This is a genomic window from Donghicola eburneus, assembly GCF_900115865.1.
Classification (GTDB): Bacteria; Pseudomonadota; Alphaproteobacteria; order Rhodobacterales; family Rhodobacteraceae; genus Donghicola; species Donghicola eburneus.
Genome location: NZ_FOXY01000003.1, coordinates 138,288 through 154,748, shown reverse-complemented (window position 1 = coordinate 154,748; position 16,461 = coordinate 138,288). Strand labels below are relative to the sequence as shown.

17 protein-coding genes are annotated in these 16,461 nt (G+C 59.0%); 8 read left to right on the top strand and 9 right to left on the bottom strand.

Annotated elements, in window-relative coordinates; all coding sequences use genetic code 11:
• Positions 1-158: 158 nt before the first annotated feature.
• A complete protein-coding gene (gene map, locus BM225_RS06090; RefSeq protein WP_072708263.1) occupies positions 159-944 on the bottom strand; it encodes a type I methionyl aminopeptidase in 786 nt (261 codons plus the stop codon).
• A 103-nt stretch (positions 945-1,047) separates the two neighbouring features.
• The gene (sfsA, locus tag BM225_RS06085) at positions 1,048-1,770 is read right to left on the bottom strand and encodes a DNA/RNA nuclease SfsA (protein ID WP_072708265.1); all 723 of its coding nucleotides are present in this window, start codon (positions 1,768-1,770) and stop codon (positions 1,048-1,050) included.
• 110 nt (positions 1,771-1,880) lie between these two features.
• On the opposite strand from sfsA, the gene BM225_RS06080 reads away from it, so the two are divergent.
• The 4 genes from BM225_RS06080 to BM225_RS06065 are packed head-to-tail and all read left to right on the top strand — an operon-like array spanning position 1,881 to position 4,805.
• Positions 1,881-2,603 carry a competence/damage-inducible protein A gene (locus tag BM225_RS06080; RefSeq protein WP_072708267.1) on the top strand — a complete coding sequence of 241 codons (723 nt, stop codon included), beginning with the start codon at positions 1,881-1,883 and terminating at the stop codon, positions 2,601-2,603.
• Positions 2,603-3,322: a GNAT family N-acetyltransferase gene (locus BM225_RS06075; RefSeq protein ID WP_072708269.1), complete on the top strand. Its 720-nt coding sequence runs from the start codon at positions 2,603-2,605 to the stop codon at positions 3,320-3,322. Before BM225_RS06080 ends, BM225_RS06075 begins: the two co-directional genes overlap by 1 nt.
• The gene (locus BM225_RS06070) at positions 3,319-3,885 is read left to right on the top strand and encodes a peroxidase-related enzyme (RefSeq protein ID WP_072708271.1); all 567 of its coding nucleotides are present in this window, start codon (positions 3,319-3,321) and stop codon (positions 3,883-3,885) included. Before BM225_RS06075 ends, BM225_RS06070 begins: the two co-directional genes overlap by 4 nt.
• Positions 3,882-4,805, top strand: coding sequence for an OmpA family protein (locus BM225_RS06065; RefSeq protein ID WP_072708273.1), 924 nt, complete (start codon positions 3,882-3,884; stop codon positions 4,803-4,805). The genes BM225_RS06070 and BM225_RS06065 overlap by 4 nt, the downstream gene beginning before the upstream one ends.
• Position 4,806: 1 nt before the next feature.
• Here the strand turns inward: BM225_RS06065 and BM225_RS06060 are convergent, their stop codons facing one another.
• The 5 genes from BM225_RS06060 to BM225_RS06040 all read right to left on the bottom strand — a co-directional run bounded on the left by BM225_RS06060 (position 4,807) and on the right by BM225_RS06040 (position 9,866).
• Positions 4,807-5,712 carry a LysR family transcriptional regulator gene (locus tag BM225_RS06060; RefSeq protein ID WP_072708275.1) on the bottom strand — a complete coding sequence of 302 codons (906 nt, stop codon included), beginning with the start codon at positions 5,710-5,712 and terminating at the stop codon, positions 4,807-4,809.
• A gap of 175 nt (positions 5,713-5,887) precedes the next feature.
• On the bottom strand, positions 5,888-7,912 hold the full coding sequence (locus BM225_RS06055) for an NADPH-dependent 2,4-dienoyl-CoA reductase (RefSeq protein ID WP_072708276.1): 2,025 nt from the start codon (positions 7,910-7,912) through the stop codon (positions 5,888-5,890).
• A 79-nt stretch (positions 7,913-7,991) separates the two neighbouring features.
• The gene (locus BM225_RS06050; protein ID WP_072708278.1) at positions 7,992-8,378 is read right to left on the bottom strand and encodes a hypothetical protein; all 387 of its coding nucleotides are present in this window, start codon (positions 8,376-8,378) and stop codon (positions 7,992-7,994) included.
• Between the two features lie 15 nt (positions 8,379-8,393).
• A complete protein-coding gene (locus tag BM225_RS06045; RefSeq protein ID WP_072708280.1) occupies positions 8,394-9,167 on the bottom strand; it encodes a DUF6478 family protein in 774 nt (257 codons plus the stop codon).
• Between the two features lie 138 nt (positions 9,168-9,305).
• Positions 9,306-9,866: a hypothetical protein gene (locus BM225_RS06040; RefSeq protein ID WP_072708281.1), complete on the bottom strand. Its 561-nt coding sequence runs from the start codon at positions 9,864-9,866 to the stop codon at positions 9,306-9,308.
• Positions 9,867-10,128: 262 nt separating this feature from the next.
• On the opposite strand from BM225_RS06040, the gene BM225_RS06035 reads away from it, so the two are divergent.
• From BM225_RS06035 to BM225_RS06020, 4 genes are all read left to right on the top strand, one after another.
• Complete coding sequence (locus BM225_RS06035) at positions 10,129-11,028, top strand: CPBP family intramembrane glutamic endopeptidase (protein ID WP_072708283.1); 900 nt, start codon at positions 10,129-10,131, stop codon at positions 11,026-11,028.
• Positions 11,025-11,927 (top strand): CPBP family intramembrane glutamic endopeptidase, encoded by a 903-nt coding sequence (locus BM225_RS06030; RefSeq protein WP_072708285.1) that lies wholly within the window; start codon positions 11,025-11,027, stop codon positions 11,925-11,927. The genes BM225_RS06035 and BM225_RS06030 overlap by 4 nt, the downstream gene beginning before the upstream one ends.
• Before the next feature lie 66 nt (positions 11,928-11,993).
• Positions 11,994-12,926, top strand: coding sequence for an acetyl-CoA carboxylase, carboxyltransferase subunit beta (gene accD / locus BM225_RS06025; RefSeq protein ID WP_072708287.1), 933 nt, complete (start codon positions 11,994-11,996; stop codon positions 12,924-12,926).
• Complete coding sequence (locus tag BM225_RS06020) at positions 12,923-14,197, top strand: bifunctional folylpolyglutamate synthase/dihydrofolate synthase (RefSeq protein ID WP_072708289.1); 1,275 nt, start codon at positions 12,923-12,925, stop codon at positions 14,195-14,197. The genes accD and BM225_RS06020 overlap by 4 nt, the downstream gene beginning before the upstream one ends.
• 48 nt (positions 14,198-14,245) lie before the next feature.
• On the opposite strand, the gene BM225_RS06015 is transcribed toward BM225_RS06020, so the two are convergent.
• On the bottom strand, positions 14,246-14,854 hold the full coding sequence (locus BM225_RS06015; RefSeq protein WP_072708291.1) for an ANTAR domain-containing protein: 609 nt from the start codon (positions 14,852-14,854) through the stop codon (positions 14,246-14,248).
• Between the two features lie 401 nt (positions 14,855-15,255).
• Positions 15,256-16,323 carry a cell division protein ZapE gene (zapE, locus tag BM225_RS06010; protein WP_072708293.1) on the bottom strand — a complete coding sequence of 356 codons (1,068 nt, stop codon included), beginning with the start codon at positions 16,321-16,323 and terminating at the stop codon, positions 15,256-15,258.
• Between the last annotated feature and the right edge of the window lie 138 nt (positions 16,324-16,461).

Sequence of the window (16,461 nt, the reverse complement as noted above, 5' to 3'; positions counted from 1 at the left end):
CTGGCGCAGCCACACTCCCATTGATCGTAACTTTCTCCAAATGCTTTCTCAAAATTAGAGACCGCTTTGATGAAAAAGCAAAACGGGCAGGCAAAGTGCCCACCCGCTTTGAATCTTTTCAGAATACTTACAGCGCATCGATGGACGCGCTTGGGCGATCACCAAGTGGGATGGAATTTGTCCGCAGGAGACAGAGTGAAGATTTCGCAACCATCCGCTGTCACGCCGATTGAGTGCTCAAACTGCGCGCTCAGGGATTTATCACGCGTTACCGCAGTCCAATCGTCGGCCAGCACTTTGGTCTCTGGACGGCCCAAATTCACCATCGGCTCGATCGTAAAGAACATGCCCTCTTCCAGAACCGGACCCGTGCCCGCGCGACCATAGTGCAGGACGTTCGGCGGCGCGTGGAAGACAGTGCCAAGACCGTGACCACAGAAGTCGCGGACCACAGACATCCGCTGCGCTTCGACAAAGCTCTGAATCGCGTAGCCAATGTCACCGAATGTGTTGCCCGGCTTGACCACTTCGATCCCGCGCATGAGCGCCTCGTGGGTGACGTCCAGCAGACGCTCTGCCTTGCGGGACACTTTGCCCGCAACGTACATGCGGCTTGTGTCACCGAACCAGCCATCGACGATCACGGTCACGTCGATGTTCAGGATGTCGCCTTCCTTCAGCTTCTTGTCACCGGGGATGCCGTGGCAAACCACGTGGTTCACGCTGATGCAGCTGGCATGTTTGTACCCGCGATATCCGATCGTGGCCGAGGTCGCGCCAGACGCATTCACCTTGTCTTCGATGATCCGATCAATCTCGCCGGTGGTCTGACCAACAAACACATGCTCTGCGATTTCGTCCAGAATTTGGGCGGCCAGACGGCCCGCGGCATGCATTCCGGCAAAGTCGGCGGCCTCGTGTATACGGATCCCGTCTTTGGTCATCCGCCCTTGGTGTCGCTTTTCCAATGGGCTCTCCTTTGTATTCGCTGAGCCATATCTAAGAAAATTTGTGGCCATTTGCCAGAAGCTGCGCATCTTTGGCAATTCACAACGCCTGTGTATTTGGATCCACCGGCAACTCCTGACCGAAAAACACACCGTTCACGGTGATATCTGTACCATAGCAGATGGCTTCGACACCAGCCGCGCGGGCTGCGTCAAAGGCGCGTGCATAGGCCGGATCAAGGTCTGCTGCCAATTTGAACCGCCCACAATCGGTCCGCTGGATCAAGAACAGCATTACAGCGCGGTGCCCTTGGGCAACCATCTCGGTCAGTTCGGCCAGATGCTTTGCGCCACGCGCGGTGACGCAGTCGGGAAACTCGGCCCAGTCGCTTTCGCGGCGCAGGTGCACATTCTTGACCTCGACATAGGCGTCCGGCAGCCCCTCGCCCGTCAGTAGGAAATCCACGCGGCTGTTGGTGCCGTATTTCACCTCGGGGCGGATCGTTGTGTAGTGGCTCAGACTGGCGACCTTGCCCGCCCGCAGCCCTTCGCCCACCACACGGTTCGGGATGGATGTGTCGATGCCCGCCATGTGCCCATCCTCTAGCTCGGCCAGCCGCCAGCCATAGTCGAGTTTCTTTTTCGGGTCGTCATTCGGCTCGAGCCAGCAGCGCATTCCCGGATCTTTGAGGCCCAGCATCGCGCCGGGGTTCGGGCAGTGGGCGCGCACCTCTTGTCCGGTTTCCTCGATAATCATATCGGACAGAAATCGGTTATAGCGGCGCACCAGCCGCGCGGGGATCAAAGGGGTCGCAAATTCCATGGCTTTGGATTTAGGCGGATCAGCCAGTTTTGGCAAATCGATCCAGTCCCTATGGAAAAGACCCCATCGCTGCCCTAGCATCTGCGCGTAACATCGAAACGGAGCCGTCCATGCCCAATCCTACCGCAGCCATGCTCGTGATCGGAGACGAAATCCTGTCCGGTCGCACACGCGATTCCAACATGAATTATCTGGCTGGCGAACTAACCAAGATCGGGATCGACCTGAAGGAAGCCCGCGTGGTCAGCGACGACCGCGAGGCCATTATCGCAGCGGTTCAGGCGCTGTCGGTAGCCTATGACCATGTGTTTACATCGGGCGGGATTGGGCCGACCCACGATGATATCACCGCAGAGTGCATTGCCGCCGCGTTCAATACGCACATCGACGTGCGCGACGATGCCCGTGCGCTGCTACAGGCCCACTACGACGCGCGCGGACAAGAACTGAACGAAGCGCGCTTGCGCATGGCCCGCATTCCGGATGGTGCCGCCCTGATCGACAATCCGGTCAGCACCGCGCCTGGCTTCACCCTGCAGAACGTGAATGTCATGGCGGGTGTTCCCAGCGTGTTTCAGGCCATGGTCGCCAGCGTCCTACCCCATCTTGTCGGCGGCGCGCCTCTACTATCTCAAACCCTATGCCTGATGCGCGGCGAAGGTGATGTGGCAACGCCTCTGTCTGCGCTGGCAGCGGATTTTCCAGACCTGTCGATCGGCTCCTACCCGTTCCAGCGCGATGGTGCGTATGGCACCAATATCGTGGTGCGCGGAACAGACGGCGTAATGATCGACGCTGCAATGACCCGCCTCGCGGCAGAGGTCGGCACCTGATGGACCTGCGCTACTTCGACGTGGTGGACGCCACGTGGCCGCCCTATGCCATCACGCGGACCGGCCCTTGGCTGATCCGCGAGGGGCGCGGTGGTGGTAAACGAGTGAGCGCCGCCTCTGCGGCGGACATTGCCAAGGCCAACGACATTCCGCAGGCAATCGAAGCTATGCGCGCCTTGGGACAGCAAAACCTGTTCATGCTGCGCCCCGTGGACAACGAACTGGATCAAGCGCTCGCAGACCGAGGCTACGAAATCGTCGATCCCGTGCACATCTACACCTGCGATCCGACGCAAGTCGGCGCAGGGGACATCCCTGCAGTGACCTGCTTCGAGACCGAGACCCCCTTGGCGATCATGCAGGAAATCTGGGCCGAAGGCGGCATAGGACCCAACCGGCTTGCCGTGATGGCCCGCGCCAAGGGACCGAAGACCTATCTCTTGGGCCGGACACAGGACCGCGCGGCGGGCACAGCCTTAGTCGCCATCCATGACGGGGTCGCGATGCTCCACGCGCTAGAAGTGCTAGAGACGTTTCGTGGCAAAGGCTTGGGTCGATACCTGATGCGCGCTGCCGCACGCTGGGCCGCCCGTCACGGGGCGGCAGAACTGGCCCTTCTGGTCACGCGCAAGAATGCGCCTGCGAATGCGCTATACGCTTCCTTGGGCATGTCGGTTGTGGGAAGCTACCACTACCGCATTAAGGAAAACGCAGAATGACCGACCAGCCGACCGCCCTGAACCTGCCTCCGGTGAATCCCCTACCCGAGGACACGCAGAAGTATTTTGACATCTGCATGGAAAAGCTTGGCATGGTCCCGAACGTTCTGCGCGCTTATGCCTTTGACATCGACAAGCTGAACACCTTTACCGCGATGTATAACGACCTGATGCTGGCAGATAGTGGTCTGACCAAGCTGGAGCGCGAGATGATCGCGGTCGCCGTGTCCGCGCAGAATAAGTGCTTCTATTGCCTTGTTGCGCATGGGGCCGCTGTGCGCCAATTGTCCGGCGATCCGGCGTTGGGCGAGGCACTGGTGATGAACTACCGCGTGGCCCCCATCACAGCCCGACAGCGCGCAATGCTCGACTTTGCGGTCCAGATGACGATCGCCAGCAGCACCATCGAAGAAGCGGACAGGCAAGCCTTGCGCGATCATGACTTCACGGATCGCGACATCTGGGACATCGCCTCGGTCGCGTCGTTCTACAACATGACGAACCGCATGGCCTCTGCCGTGGATATGCGTCCAAACAGTGAATATCACGCCATCGCCCGATGAAACGTTTTTGTACGAGTGTCTTGGTTGGTCTGTTGGCGGCAGGTCAGGCCGCTGCGTTGGATTTAGCGGTCCCAGCTGGCGCGAATTTGGTGTTCTCTGAAACCTCTGACAATGACAGCTACAACATGCCAATCGGCCCCTATAACGACGGGCTGGTACCGACCAAGCCGGTGTCGGGCAGAACCAGCGTGCAGGTCTGGCAGGTCGAGAACCGCGATCTCACCAGCCGATCGCTGCTGGACATGCTCAAGGCCCAAGTGGCGCTGCAAGGGTTCGAGACAGTCTACAGCTGCACGACTTTGAAATGCGGGGGATTTGATTTCCGCTTTGGTACGCGCGTCGCGCCCGGTCCAGAGATGTACGTCAACCTGCGTGATTTCCGCTTTACCTCGGCTCAAAAGGACAGTGGTGAGGCTATCAGCCTCTTGGTCAGTCGTCAGGACTCGCACGGGTTCATTCAATTGATCCACGTCGCGCCCACTGCGGATGCAGACACCGAGACAGAGGGCACGGCAGCCGCACCAGCTGTATCGGTCAGCTATGCGACGCCGGTCCTGAAGGAATTGGTTGGCAAAGGGCACGCCGTCCTCAGCGATCTGACTTTTGAAAGTGGCAAGAGCCAACTGGCCACGGCAGACCATGCCAGCCTAAAAGCACTGGCGGAATATCTGTCCGAAAATCCCTCGCGCCGCATTCTGTTGGTCGGCCACACGGATGCGACTGGCAGTCTGGACGGCAACATCGCCGTATCGCGCAGCCGCGCGCAGTCAGTGCGAGACGCGTTGGTCCGCGACCTTGGTGTCCCAGCAGCCCAGATTGAGGCTCAGGGGGCCGGCTACGTGGCGCCTGTGGCCAGCAACGAGACAGAAGAGGGACGCACAGCCAACCGGCGGGTCGAAGCTGTGCTCTTGCCCGAGTAGCTCACCAGCTCTCGGGCCCTTTTTCCGAGAAAGCATCCACAAGGAAATCGATGAACGCACGGACCTTGGGCTGCGGGAAGCGGCCCGGTGGGTACACCGCGTAAATCCCCTGAGTGTCGACCGGCAAATCGGGGATCACATCTTCGATCTCGCCATTCTTCATCGCGTCGGCATAGAGGAACGACGGCAGATAGGCGATGCCAAGGCCCGACTTGGCCGCGTTCAACAGGGACTGGCCGTCATTGACGCTCAGCCAGCCAGCAGTGCGGATCTGACGTTTTTCGCCCGACGGCGCACTGACCTTCCAGACCGAGCCGTTCGCTTGGTTCGAGTAATGCAGCAGCTTGTGCTCGTTCAGATCATCCAGCCGCTTCGGCCTTCCGTATTTCTCAAGATACGCAGGAGAGGCGATCATCCGCATCTTGGTTTCGGTCAATTTGCGGGCCCGCAAAGAGCTGTCTTCCAGTTCGCCAATGCGCACAGCCAGATCGAACCCTTCAGAGATCAGTTCAACGTAGCGGTTATTCAGCACCATGTTGACGCTGATGTCCGGATAGGTCGCCAAGAAGTCCCCCAAGACGGGGCTCAGGTGGTTCACGCCAAAGTCAGTTGCCACCGAAATTCGCAATTGCCCCGAAGGCGCGGCTTGCATGGATGTGACCAGCGCATCCGCTTCTCCAGCGTCGGTCAGCACGCGACGGGCCCGGTCGTAATAGGCCAGTCCGATCTCTGTCGGGCTCACCCGTCTGGTTGTACGGTTCAACAATCTAGCGCCCAATCGCGCTTCGAGTGATGAGACGTGTTTCGAGACCGCCGACTTTGAAATCCCCATTTTCTTTGCCGCATCCGTAAACCCACCTTGGTCTACGACTGTTGCGAAAGCTTCCATTTCAGTGAGCCGATCCATGCCCCATCCTCGATACTCTTTGACCTGCCCTTGTCCTGCCCAGAGATTGGGGCAGGACTGTGTCCAAGGGCGGACAATTGCGGGGAATGATAGGGATCGTTCCTCAAACCGAAACAACAATTATGTAGGATTACCCCCTCCGAACGGGTCTATCTTTTGCATCTTTAACGCTCGGTCAAATTTCAGCTGCGACTCGCGTGCCTTGGTTAATTGCGCGCTTTGCATCCAGCTCGGATGCGACGTCCGCGCCGCCAATTACACGGCATGTAACACCCGCTAACTTGAGAGCATCCACCAGATCACGACGGCTTTCCTGTCCGGCACACAGAACGATGGTGTCCACCTCGATCAACTGCGGATTGTCCCGGTCTTCGCCGGTAGAGATGTGCAGCCCATTCGCATCAATACGCTCATAGTTCACGCCACCGATCATCTTCACCTGCTTCATCATCAAAGACATGCGATGGATCCAGCCGGTGGTCTTGCCTAGCCGTTTGCCGGGCTTCTCCGCCTTGCGCTGCAGCAGTGTGACCTGCCGCGCGGGCGGCGTCGGACGCGCGCCAACCTCGGCCAAGCCACCACGGGTCTGCTCGGGGTCGCCGACGCCCCATTCGGCACGCCATTCTTCGGGATGCTCGGTCGGGCTATCGTCCATCACCAAATATTCAGCCACGTCAAAGCCAATGCCCCCAGCGCCAACGACAGCAACACGCGCGCCAACATCGGCGCCCCCCGACAGCACGTCGACATAGGAAACGACATTCGGCCCGTCTTGACCCGGTATCTGCGGGTCACGCGGCAACACGCCAGTCGCAACGATCACTTCGTCAAATCCCTTCAGATCATCCGCCGAAACCTGCTGCCCAAGCTTCAGGTCAATGCCAGAGCGTGCGACGCTGGACTCAAACCAATCAACGAGACCGTGGAACTCCTCTTTGCCTGGGATCTGGCGGGCCATGTTCAGCTGACCGCCCACGCGATCCGCTGCATCAAACAGAATGACCCGATGACCCCGCTCCGCTGCCGTGAGCGCTGCTGACAGCCCTGCAGGCCCCGCGCCAACGACAGCGACAGACTTTGGAGTATCTGCGGGTGTGATGACCAACTCTGTCTCGTAGCAGGCGCGCGGGTTTACCAGGCAGCTGCTGATCTTGCCGCTAAACGTGTGATCCAGACAGGCCTGATTGCAGGCGATACAGGGCGCGATTTCATCCGCGCGTCCGCTAGCGGCCTTGGCCACGAACTGGCTGTCCGCCAAGAAAGGCCGCGCCATGCTGACCATATCCGCACAACCATCTGCGAGCACCTTCTCCGCCACGTCTGGCATATTGATCCGGTTGCTGGTGATCACGGGGATGCCGACTTTGCCCATCAGTTTCTTGGTCACCCAAGCAAAGCCTGCACGCGGGACGCTGGTTGCGATGGTCGGAATGCGTGCCTCGTGCCAGCCGATACCGGTATTCAGTATGGTGGCCCCTGCGGCCTCGATTTCTTGGGCCAGCTGCACCACCTCTTCGTGGGTAGAGCCATCTGGGATCAGGTCGATCATCGACAACCGGAAGATCACGATGAAGTCTTCGCCCACTGCTGCACGAACGCGCTTCATCACCTCGATGGCAAATCGCATCCTGTTCTCATAGCTGCCGCCCCAACGGTCGGTCCGTTTGTTGGTGTGTGCCACGAGGAATTGGTTGATCAGGTAACCCTCGGAGCCCATAACCTCTACCCCGTCGTAGCCCGCCTTGCGGGCGCGGGCTGCAGCGGTTGCAATGTCGGCGATCTGCTTTTCGATCCCGTCTTCGTCCAACTCATTGGGTGGGAAGGGCGAGATCGGGGACCGGATGCCCGAAGGGGCCACGCAGTCCTTGCCATACGCGTACCGGCCCGCATGCAAGATCTGCATCGCGATCTTGCCACCCGCCGCATGAACGCGGTCTGTCACAATGCGGTGGTTCGCAATGTCCTCGTCCGAGAACAGACCAGCTGCGCCGGGAAACACCCCGCCCTCGCGGTTCGGGGCCATGCCGCCGGTGACAATCAAACCGACATCGCCCTTAGCACGCTCTTCGTAGAACGTCGCCACGCGGTTCCAATCACGGGTTTCTTCGAGCCCCGTATGCATCGAGCCCATCAGCACGCGGTTTTTCAGCGTGGTGAATCCAAGATCGAGCGGTGCCAGCAGGTGCGGGTATTCTGTCATCGGTGCCTCCCTAGTGGACCGATGACACAGCATTCCTGCGGCGAAGTCATCACCTACGCCGCGTCAGAAAGGCGGCTGGTTACCCGCGGTCAGTTCCAGTCTCGACGCAATGGCGTCGGAAGGCACGTTTCAAGAGGTCCAGCTCCTCGCGCAAGAGGTCCACTTCGACGCGTATGTCGTGCGCCAAGGCCTGTCCCGCGATCAAGTTAAAGGCTCCAACCTCCTCGTGTGTCGCGGAGTCGACAATCAAATAGGTCTGAACGCCCTCGGAAATGGTGTGCGGCGGGATCGGGACGCGCAGCTGCCAGCCCCCATCCATGTCGTCCAATGCAACGCCCTCAATCGGTTCACCCAAGTGCGAAACCGAAATCGCCGGGGTTTCGCCATTACGGCCACCGTTCCTCAGGACCACGCCTTCCCAGACGCCCTCGATGATACGGGTTTTGGTGACGGACAAATCGGTCATCAAGAAATCCTTTTATTACAGATCGGCGCGGGGCAAACGGCAGAAGGTCAGATCGCGGATCGTGACCTGATTCATCTGGGCCCCTTCGAAAATCAGATCGACCCAAGCACTTTCGAGCCGGTTCTCCGCGATATCGCTGTAGCCAAGGTCGAACTCGACCATCATTTCGCCCCCTTGCTGCAAGGGCACCTCGCGCACAATCTGCTCTGTGTTCGGGCCGTGCTTGATATTCAGACGCGCAAAAATTTCCAGCGTTTTCTCAGCTTCAATCTGCGTATCCATGCGGATCAGGTGTTTGCGACGCAAACCATTCAGCGCGTCTTTTGGCAGATCGACCGCGATCGACAAGAAGCTGCCATCGAACCGAAAGACATCCATGCGTACGGCATAGGGCGCGAGGTCTGACTCTCGGGTATTCCGGATCTGGCGCAGGGTCAGTTCTGAGGCAGAGCAATCGTGGAAAATGGTCGATCCCGGCCCAAACTCCGTATTGCTGGGAACCGATGCAACGCCCTTGTGCGGGATGGGCTCACGCCACAAGGGCGGCCTCCATCCCCAGTCGGAATCGCGCGGCTGGCGAAAAATTTCGGTCCCAATGGCAGGCAGGGCAAGACGGCTGTCAGCAACAGCGATGATCCGGTCCAGATGGTGACGTAGCAACTTAGCCCGATTATTCTGCACCCGAAGGCGGCTCAGGTCCACCACATCGGCGCGCTGTGCCAGCGCAGCCCAGCGTGTCAAAATACGCCGAAACACAACCGCGTTCACCAGTTGTCTGGTCTTACCCATACTGTGCTGTCCCTTTCTTGGGTCTTTTCTGAACCTTATCAAGAAAACTGACAAAGAAACCTAGGGAAGAATAGCCAACGCACCCAGTTTTTTATTCTGTTTCGTCAACAATCGCCCAAGCGTCGTGCGCCCGCAGGATCAGACCGTCGGTCCTGGATCATACAGCCTATTGGCCAAAGATTTCAGAATGGCATTTCCGCGAGCCTGCGCCTCGTCCGCTCCGGCAGGCGCGTAGAGCGCCATCGAGACCAAGCGCCCCGACACAACGCGGATTGCGCGCCAGTAACGATCATCCCCACCAGGCAAAGTATCCTGCCCACCCGACGCGATGTGCAGCAGGGACACGGCACCTGCCTCCTCGCTTGCTAAGACCACGGGGTTACCCAAGGCATCGGCAAACGCAGCTGGCGACACTTGGGACGCGCCAACCTTTGGGCCAATGGAAATTGTGATAATCGCCGGTGACGCTGCGACCCCCAGCAAGGATCGGCAGCTGGAGACCAGAGCGAAACCGCCCTTGGCTCCGAAATCCGACGTGTTCCCCGTATCGATGCAGTAGCCCGCCGGCGCGGCAATCCCGACGTCGCCGCCAGCCAATGCAACGGTGCGAGGACTTGCCTCAAGCAAAGGCAGGCGATCACAGCTCGCAGCGACAATCACCCCGACCAAAATCAGCAATGCTCGAAAGGTACGTCTCATTCTGGGAAAAACCCTTCCTCCGTCGCGTTCAACCAAACAACAAATCACGCGAATCACCAAGCCTACATATCGGCATTACCCCAAGTAAAAAAGGCAAATTGGAGCATTTCGCTACGGATTCAACGGAACCCAGCGGCAACCAAATTCCATTTTTCGGTAACTGTGCACAAAGTCCGCGATTCCGAGTTTGAGATTACCACATTTGCGAACAATCCGATTTGTCCGGATTGTCGGCGCGGGTGTCCCTGCTACAGATAAAGATATGAAACGTCCCTCGCCCTACGCCCCCCACGACTCACTTGCCGCACCGTCCCACGCTCGACCAGAGCCTTGGCGGTTAGGACTGGGCATGGTGGTCCTGCTGGTTGCTGGCTACGGGATCATGTCGACCTATTGGGCCTTGGTCCAAGCTCTCGCCGGTGCGCAGGCCCCAGCCGTGATCAGCGATGCCGAGAACGGGTCGAGCCCAATCGGGCTGATCCTGCTTCTGATCAGTTTTGGCGCCCTTGGCCTAGGCCTCGCCTTATCTGTCCAGCAAGTGCACAAGCGATCCTTTCTTGGGCTCTTTGGCCCGCTCGATCTGGCTTGGGCCCAGTTCAAGACAGTGCTCTTGCCCGTCGCTGGCTTGACATTTTTCGTAGCAATACTGCCTAGTCCCGGCGACACGCCAACACTGCAAACAAACCTGCCATTTGGATACTGGCTGGTCCTCCTGCCTCTGTCCCTCTTTGCTTTGGCTGTGCAAATCGTCACCGAAGAGCTGCTTTTTCGCGGCTATTTGCAGCAACATTTGTCTGCTCTGACCAACGATCCGCGCATTTGGATCGGCGTTCCTTCTGCCCTCTTTGCACTAGGGCACTACGCGCCCGCCGAAGCAGGCGCAAATGCGGTCCCCTTGGCAATTTGGGCTGGCCTCTTTGGCCTTGCGATGGCGGATCTCACAGCGAGGTCAGGCACGTTGGGCCCTGCTATCGCAGTGCATTTCGTCAACAATGCCCTCGCCATCCTCTTTGTCTCGTTCAAAGGGGATCTTTCAGGTCTGGCCTTGTTTACCCTGCCCTCTGCGATGGACGATGTCGCGCCAGTGCGCGCGGCTTTACCCGTAGATCTGCTTATGCTGCTCGTCACTTGGCTTGCGGCACGCGTGGCACTGCGCCGATGAAGTCCTATGCCCCCCACGACCGCTATGTCGCCCCAGCCAAAGAGAGCGCGGACCTTGGACGACTGATCATCGGCTTTGCCCTGATCGAGGCCGCGTATTTCGTCTCGCAACGCGCATTTTCACTGCTGCTTATCCTGATCGGAGAGACCGTCGGGCCGTCAGATCTAAAGCCCAGTTATGAATTCGGGGACACCGCTCTCGGGCTTTTACTTCAGCTCTTCTCCTTTGGTTTCCTTGGACTGGCTGTCTTGGCCATTGTCTGGATCCAGCACAATCGCAGCGGCTGGACGATCTTTGGCGATCGTACTGGCTTTGGTCATACACTGTTCTGGTCTGCTTTGGCCTGCTTCGCAGTCTTTGCTGCGCTCGAGTTTCTGCCGCCGTTTTACAGTTACGACGGTGGGGAGTTGCAACTCGGTCGAATGATCCTGCTGCCACTATCGCTTGTTGCGATCCTTGTCCAAACGGGGGCCGAGGAAATGCTATACCGCGGGTACCTTCAGCAGCAATTCGCGGCACGCTTTCAAAGTCCCGTGATCTGGATGGTAGCACCGAACGTCTTGTTCGCGATCGCCCATCTGGACCTGAGCGGTGATCCCATTCTGAGCCTGCAATACGTCGCGTGGACCTTCGTATTCGGGCTGGCCTGCAGTGACCTGACTGCCCGCACGGGCAGTTTGGCGGCGGCCATGGGCTTTCACTTCGCCAATAATGCCTACGTATTCCTGTTCTGGGCCGAGGAATTCACGCCCGACTCAGGACTGGCGCTCCTGCTGTTTCCCGAATGGGATGGGGCCGCCGCGCCCGAAGCTGTGCCCCTGATTGACCTGATTTTCTTGAGCGACCTCGCCTTGCCTCTGGTTCTGTGGCTCGCCGTGCGGCTGGCTATTCGCCGCTGATTGCAATCCTGCGCCATGACGCTTATTTGTGCGCCAACGCGCCGCAGTAGGCCTCAGGGGTATGCAATGAACTGGATCACCAACTACGTCCGTCCGACAATCAACTCGTTCTTCTCGCGCCGTGAAGTTCCCGAGAACCTGTGGACCAAGTGTGAGTCGTGCGGAACCATGCTGTTCCACCGTGAACTCAGGGATAACCAGAACGTCTGCACCAACTGTGGTCACCACATGGCGATCACGCCGCGCGAGCGTTTCGAGCACCTGTTCGACGGCGGCGTCTTTACCGAGGTAGCCGTGCCAGAGCCGATCGCGGACCCCTTGCAGTTCCGCGACCAGAAGAAATACCCCGACCGCATGAAAGCGGCCCAGAAAAAGACCGGCGAGAAAGAAGCCATGCTGGTCGCCGAAGGCGAAATCGGCCGGACCCCCATTGTGGCGGCGGCGCAGGACTTCACCTTTATGGGTGGCTCCATGGGCATGTACGTGGGCAACGCGATCATCGCTGGTGCCGAGCGTGCAGTTGAAATGGGCCGTCCCTTTGTTCTGTTCTCGGCCGCTGGTGGCGCCCGCATGCAAGAGGGTATCCTGTCCCTGATGCAGATGCCCCGCACCACCGTCGCCGTGCAGATGCTCAAAGAAGCGAACCTTCCCTACATTGTCGTCCTGACCCACCCCACCACAGGTGGCGTGACCGCGTCCTATGCGATGCTCGGCGACATCCAGATTGCCGAACCCAATGCCCTGATCTGCTTTGCAGGTCCCCGCGTGATCGAGCAGACCATCCGTGAAAAGCTGCCCGAGGGGTTCCAGCGCGCCGAATACCTGCTGGACCATGGCATGCTGGACCGCGTGACCCCGCGCACCAAGCTGCGTGACGAGCTGATCACCATCACCCGTATGCTCATGGGACAACCACCAGCCGTGGCCGGTGACCTGCCTGCCCCTGACGAAGCCGCCGAGGCACCTGCCCTCGACGCACCTGCAGAAGAGCAGAAATGACTGAGGTGACATCGGACGTCATCCTTGACCGGATGATGGCGCTGCACCCCAAAGTCATCGACCTTACGCTAGACCGTGTCTGGCGTTTGCTCGAAGCTCTGGATAACCCGCAGAACGCGATGCCCCCCGTGATTCATCTGGCGGGCACAAATGGCAAGGGCAGCACCCAAGCCATGATCCGCGCAGGCCTCGAGGCGATGGGCAAGAAGGTCCACGCCTACACCTCGCCCCATTTGGCCCGTTTCCACGAGCGCATTCGTCTGGCGGGCGAGTTGATCAGCGAACCCGCTCTGACCGCCCTTCTCGACGAGTGCTACGAGAAGAATGGCGGCGAGAATATCACCTATTTCGAGATCACGACCTGCGCAGCCCTACTGGCCTTTGCGCGGGCACCGGCGGATTACACTCTGCTGGAAGTTGGGCTTGGCGGACGCCTCGACGCAACCAATGTGATCGACAAACCCGCGCTGACCATCATCACGCCCGTGGACATCGACCACCAGCAGTTCCTTGGCGAGACGCTGCCAGAGATCGCAGGCGAGAAAGCCGGCATCATCAAGCGTGGCGTACCAGTGATCGTCGGCCCTCAGAAGGACGAAGGCCTCGAAGTGATCGAAGCCCGCGCCGAGCGCCTTGGCGCTCCGGTTCTGGCCTACGGTCAGCACTGGCACGTCGGGACCGAGAATGGCCGCCTGGTTTATCAGGACGAACAGGGTCTGCTGGATCTGCCTCTGCCCAACCTGCCCGGTCCACACCAGATCATGAACGCAGGCGCCGCGCTGGCTGCCCTGCGCCATCTTGGCGCGGACGAAGCGGCCTGCGAAGCGGCCGTTACCCAAGCGTTCTGGCCTGCCCGCATGCAGCGCCTGCGCGAGGGCCCCCTGTTCGACATCGCCGGTGACGCAGAACTCTGGCTGGACGGCGGGCACAACCCCGCCGCCGGTGACGCGATTGCGGCGACCCTGTCGCAGATGCCCGAACGCGAGACGCACCTGATCTGCGGGATGCTGAACACCAAGGACATCACAGGCTACCTTCGCCCCATCGCACAGTATGCCAGCAGCCTGACTGCCGTTTCGATCCCAGGTGAACCGAACACTCTGCCTGCGGAAACCACAGCAGAGGCAGCTGCAAAGGTCGGGATGACTGCGTCGACTGCGCCTGATGTCGACACCGCCTTGCGCCAGCTAACCGAAGGCAACCAGAATATCCGCGTTCTGATTTGTGGATCGCTGTATCTAGCGGGTCAGATTCTACAGAAAAACGGCTGAACCCGTGGGGGTCCAGCCGCTTTCATTCCGATGTGAGCGGTCGGGTTATTAAGCTTTGCGGTTCGACACGCGGCGCTGCGCACGGCCCTGTGCGCGCATCACGGTCGCAACGACGTCTGCTTCAGACGCAGGCATAACGACCACATTTGCGGTCGGAACACGCTTGCGTGCGACGTTGCAGGCACCGCTTCCAGGGCGAACCATCATAACAACGGGGCTGTTGCCCTGTTCGATAATGCTCAGCAGTGCTTCGGCGTGCTCCTCGTCAGAGGCGCTGTCCTCTAGGCAAAGAATTACGGTGTGAAAGGTCATGCCGCTGTTGCGCATGATAGACACGGCCAACGTTGGATCGTCTGATCCGGCAACCTCGAGCCCTTCTTCGGACAGGAGCTGGGTCATCGCCCCAAGTGCTTCTGTCGAATCCGTGACCAGCAAGACAGGCAACGATGCAGGGCCAGCGGCGCTTTTCGCATCAGGCGCCCATGTCCGCACAGGCTCATTCGCTACCAGATGCATCGCGCGGCCGTACCGCTCGAAATGAATGCCACCATCCGCGCTGCACACGAATGTCAGGCCACGGGGCTCCTTGCGAGGAAGGTAGCCACATGTGCGAACGCTACGGCGCCCACCAGAGGGGGTGTTATCGTTTTCGAACATCGTATCGCGCCACCGTAGAAGGGTGTGTCAAATTCATGAAAACCCTACTCCACTTGAGGCGTACTCGACAGACATCCTTCGGTATCGAGTTATATCCTTTGGGGTGCTCCATACATCCGTAGGATTGTCCCGAGCGGAACGTCCGTGGTGGTTGAGCGCTGTATCGGCAGGAATTGTCTCGCGTTTTTGCCAATCAGAGCGGATATGCGCCGACTTTCATATCCGAAGCGCAGTCAACTGCCCATCTCGCAGACGGCGAGTCGCACCAGATCATCGTGTAGGTTTAACTATCACCTCGACCGTAGAAGATATCTCATATGGGTATTCGCGAGTCGCGCTCAGGCCGTCTGCGCTGCAACCGCGATTCGCCGACCGGCGTCGCAAACCCTTGGCCGGCGGGATCACTCCCGATCGTCACCCCAGCCTTCGGATTGCATCTCACGCAGGCGGCTGGCGGTACGGGTAAATTCAAACGCACCGTCCCCTTCGACATACAACATCTCGGGTTTATCAGCTGCGCTCGCAATCAGGCGAACCTTCGCTTCGTACAGGGCATCGATCAGAGTTACGAACCGTTTGGCCTCGTTGAAATTCGAGCGGCCCAAAGTCGGGATATTCTCGATCACCAGCACGCGTAGCGCATGGGCAATCGCCAAATAATCTGCAGGCCCCAGCGCCGCTCCGCAAAGTTCGTGGAAACCAGCGCGTCCGACACCGTTATGATGGCGCGGTATTTCAAGTTTCCGGCCTTTGACAGTCAAAACCAACGAGTCCTCTTGTCCGCCCGTCAGGTCCTTCCAAATTGCATTGATCTCTGTGCGAGCGGCTTCGTTGGCGGGCGAGAAATAGACAGGGCTCCCAGCCAGACGGTCCTGACGATAATCTCGGGGGCTTGCCATCTCCCACACGACCAGTTGCTCTTTGATCAAAGCAATAAATGGCAGGAAAAGCTGGCGGTTCAGACCATTCTTATACAGATCGTCCGGCACGCGGTTCGAAGTAGTCACCACGACCACCCCGGCATCGAAGAGCATCTGGAACAAGCGTCCGACTATCATCGCATCGGTAATGTCAGTGATCTGCATCTCGTCAAAAGCGAGCAGCTTCACATCATCGATGATCTTTTGTGCTGCGGGTTTCAGAGCATCCTCAACACCCTCGGCACGGGCTTTGTGCATCGCCTCGTGGATTTCCTGCATAAAGGCATGAAAGTGAACGCGGCGCGCCGGCACGTTCAACTCAGAGACGAACAGATCCATCACCATGGATTTACCGCGGCCCACCCCGCCCCATAGGTACAGACCCTTTGGAGGCGGTGGCGCCTTGCGAAAGAGCCCGCGTTTTACCGGAGTCGCCAACTCGGCGCGAATGCGCTCGAATTCGGGCAGAACAGCCTCTTGGGCAGGGTCGCTCTGGATGTCACCGGCAGCGACTCGGGCCGCATAAATATGTTGGATCGTCTGTGTCATAGGGCCTGATTAACTTGGCAGGCGAACTAGGCCAATAGGTCAAAAGACTTCACCTAGAACACATTCAAAAAAACATATTATACTTTTTGCTATTTTACTTTTGCCTTCCTCAGCGTTCCCCAGTAGACTTTGATAGTG

What these genes read in the sequence shown, in the direction of transcription:
- BM225_RS06065 (WP_072708273.1), top strand. Translation starts at nt 3,882, where the DNA reads ATGAAACGTTTTTGTACGAGTGTCTTGGTTGGTCTGTTGGCGGCAGGT.
- BM225_RS06045 (WP_072708280.1), bottom strand. Translation starts at nt 9,167, where the DNA reads ATGGGTAAGACCAGACAACTGGTGAACGCGGTTGTGTTTCGGCGTATT.
- BM225_RS06080 (WP_072708267.1), top strand. Translation starts at nt 1,881, where the DNA reads ATGCCCAATCCTACCGCAGCCATGCTCGTGATCGGAGACGAAATCCTG.
- sfsA (WP_072708265.1), bottom strand. Translation starts at nt 1,770, where the DNA reads ATGGAATTTGCGACCCCTTTGATCCCCGCGCGGCTGGTGCGCCGCTAT.
- BM225_RS06030 (WP_072708285.1), top strand. Translation starts at nt 11,025, where the DNA reads ATGAAGTCCTATGCCCCCCACGACCGCTATGTCGCCCCAGCCAAAGAG.
- accD (WP_072708287.1), top strand. Translation starts at nt 11,994, where the DNA reads ATGAACTGGATCACCAACTACGTCCGTCCGACAATCAACTCGTTCTTC.
- BM225_RS06040 (WP_072708281.1), bottom strand. Translation starts at nt 9,866, where the DNA reads ATGAGACGTACCTTTCGAGCATTGCTGATTTTGGTCGGGGTGATTGTC.
- BM225_RS06050 (WP_072708278.1), bottom strand. Translation starts at nt 8,378, where the DNA reads ATGACCGATTTGTCCGTCACCAAAACCCGTATCATCGAGGGCGTCTGG.
- zapE (WP_072708293.1), bottom strand. Translation starts at nt 16,323, where the DNA reads ATGACACAGACGATCCAACATATTTATGCGGCCCGAGTCGCTGCCGGT.
- BM225_RS06060 (WP_072708275.1), bottom strand. Translation starts at nt 5,712, where the DNA reads ATGGATCGGCTCACTGAAATGGAAGCTTTCGCAACAGTCGTAGACCAA.
- BM225_RS06055 (WP_072708276.1), bottom strand. Translation starts at nt 7,912, where the DNA reads ATGACAGAATACCCGCACCTGCTGGCACCGCTCGATCTTGGATTCACC.
- BM225_RS06075 (WP_072708269.1), top strand. Translation starts at nt 2,603, where the DNA reads ATGGACCTGCGCTACTTCGACGTGGTGGACGCCACGTGGCCGCCCTAT.
- BM225_RS06020 (WP_072708289.1), top strand. Translation starts at nt 12,923, where the DNA reads ATGACTGAGGTGACATCGGACGTCATCCTTGACCGGATGATGGCGCTG.
- map (WP_072708263.1), bottom strand. Translation starts at nt 944, where the DNA reads ATGACCAAAGACGGGATCCGTATACACGAGGCCGCCGACTTTGCCGGA.
- BM225_RS06015 (WP_072708291.1), bottom strand. Translation starts at nt 14,854, where the DNA reads ATGTTCGAAAACGATAACACCCCCTCTGGTGGGCGCCGTAGCGTTCGC.
- BM225_RS06070 (WP_072708271.1), top strand. Translation starts at nt 3,319, where the DNA reads ATGACCGACCAGCCGACCGCCCTGAACCTGCCTCCGGTGAATCCCCTA.
- BM225_RS06035 (WP_072708283.1), top strand. Translation starts at nt 10,129, where the DNA reads ATGAAACGTCCCTCGCCCTACGCCCCCCACGACTCACTTGCCGCACCG.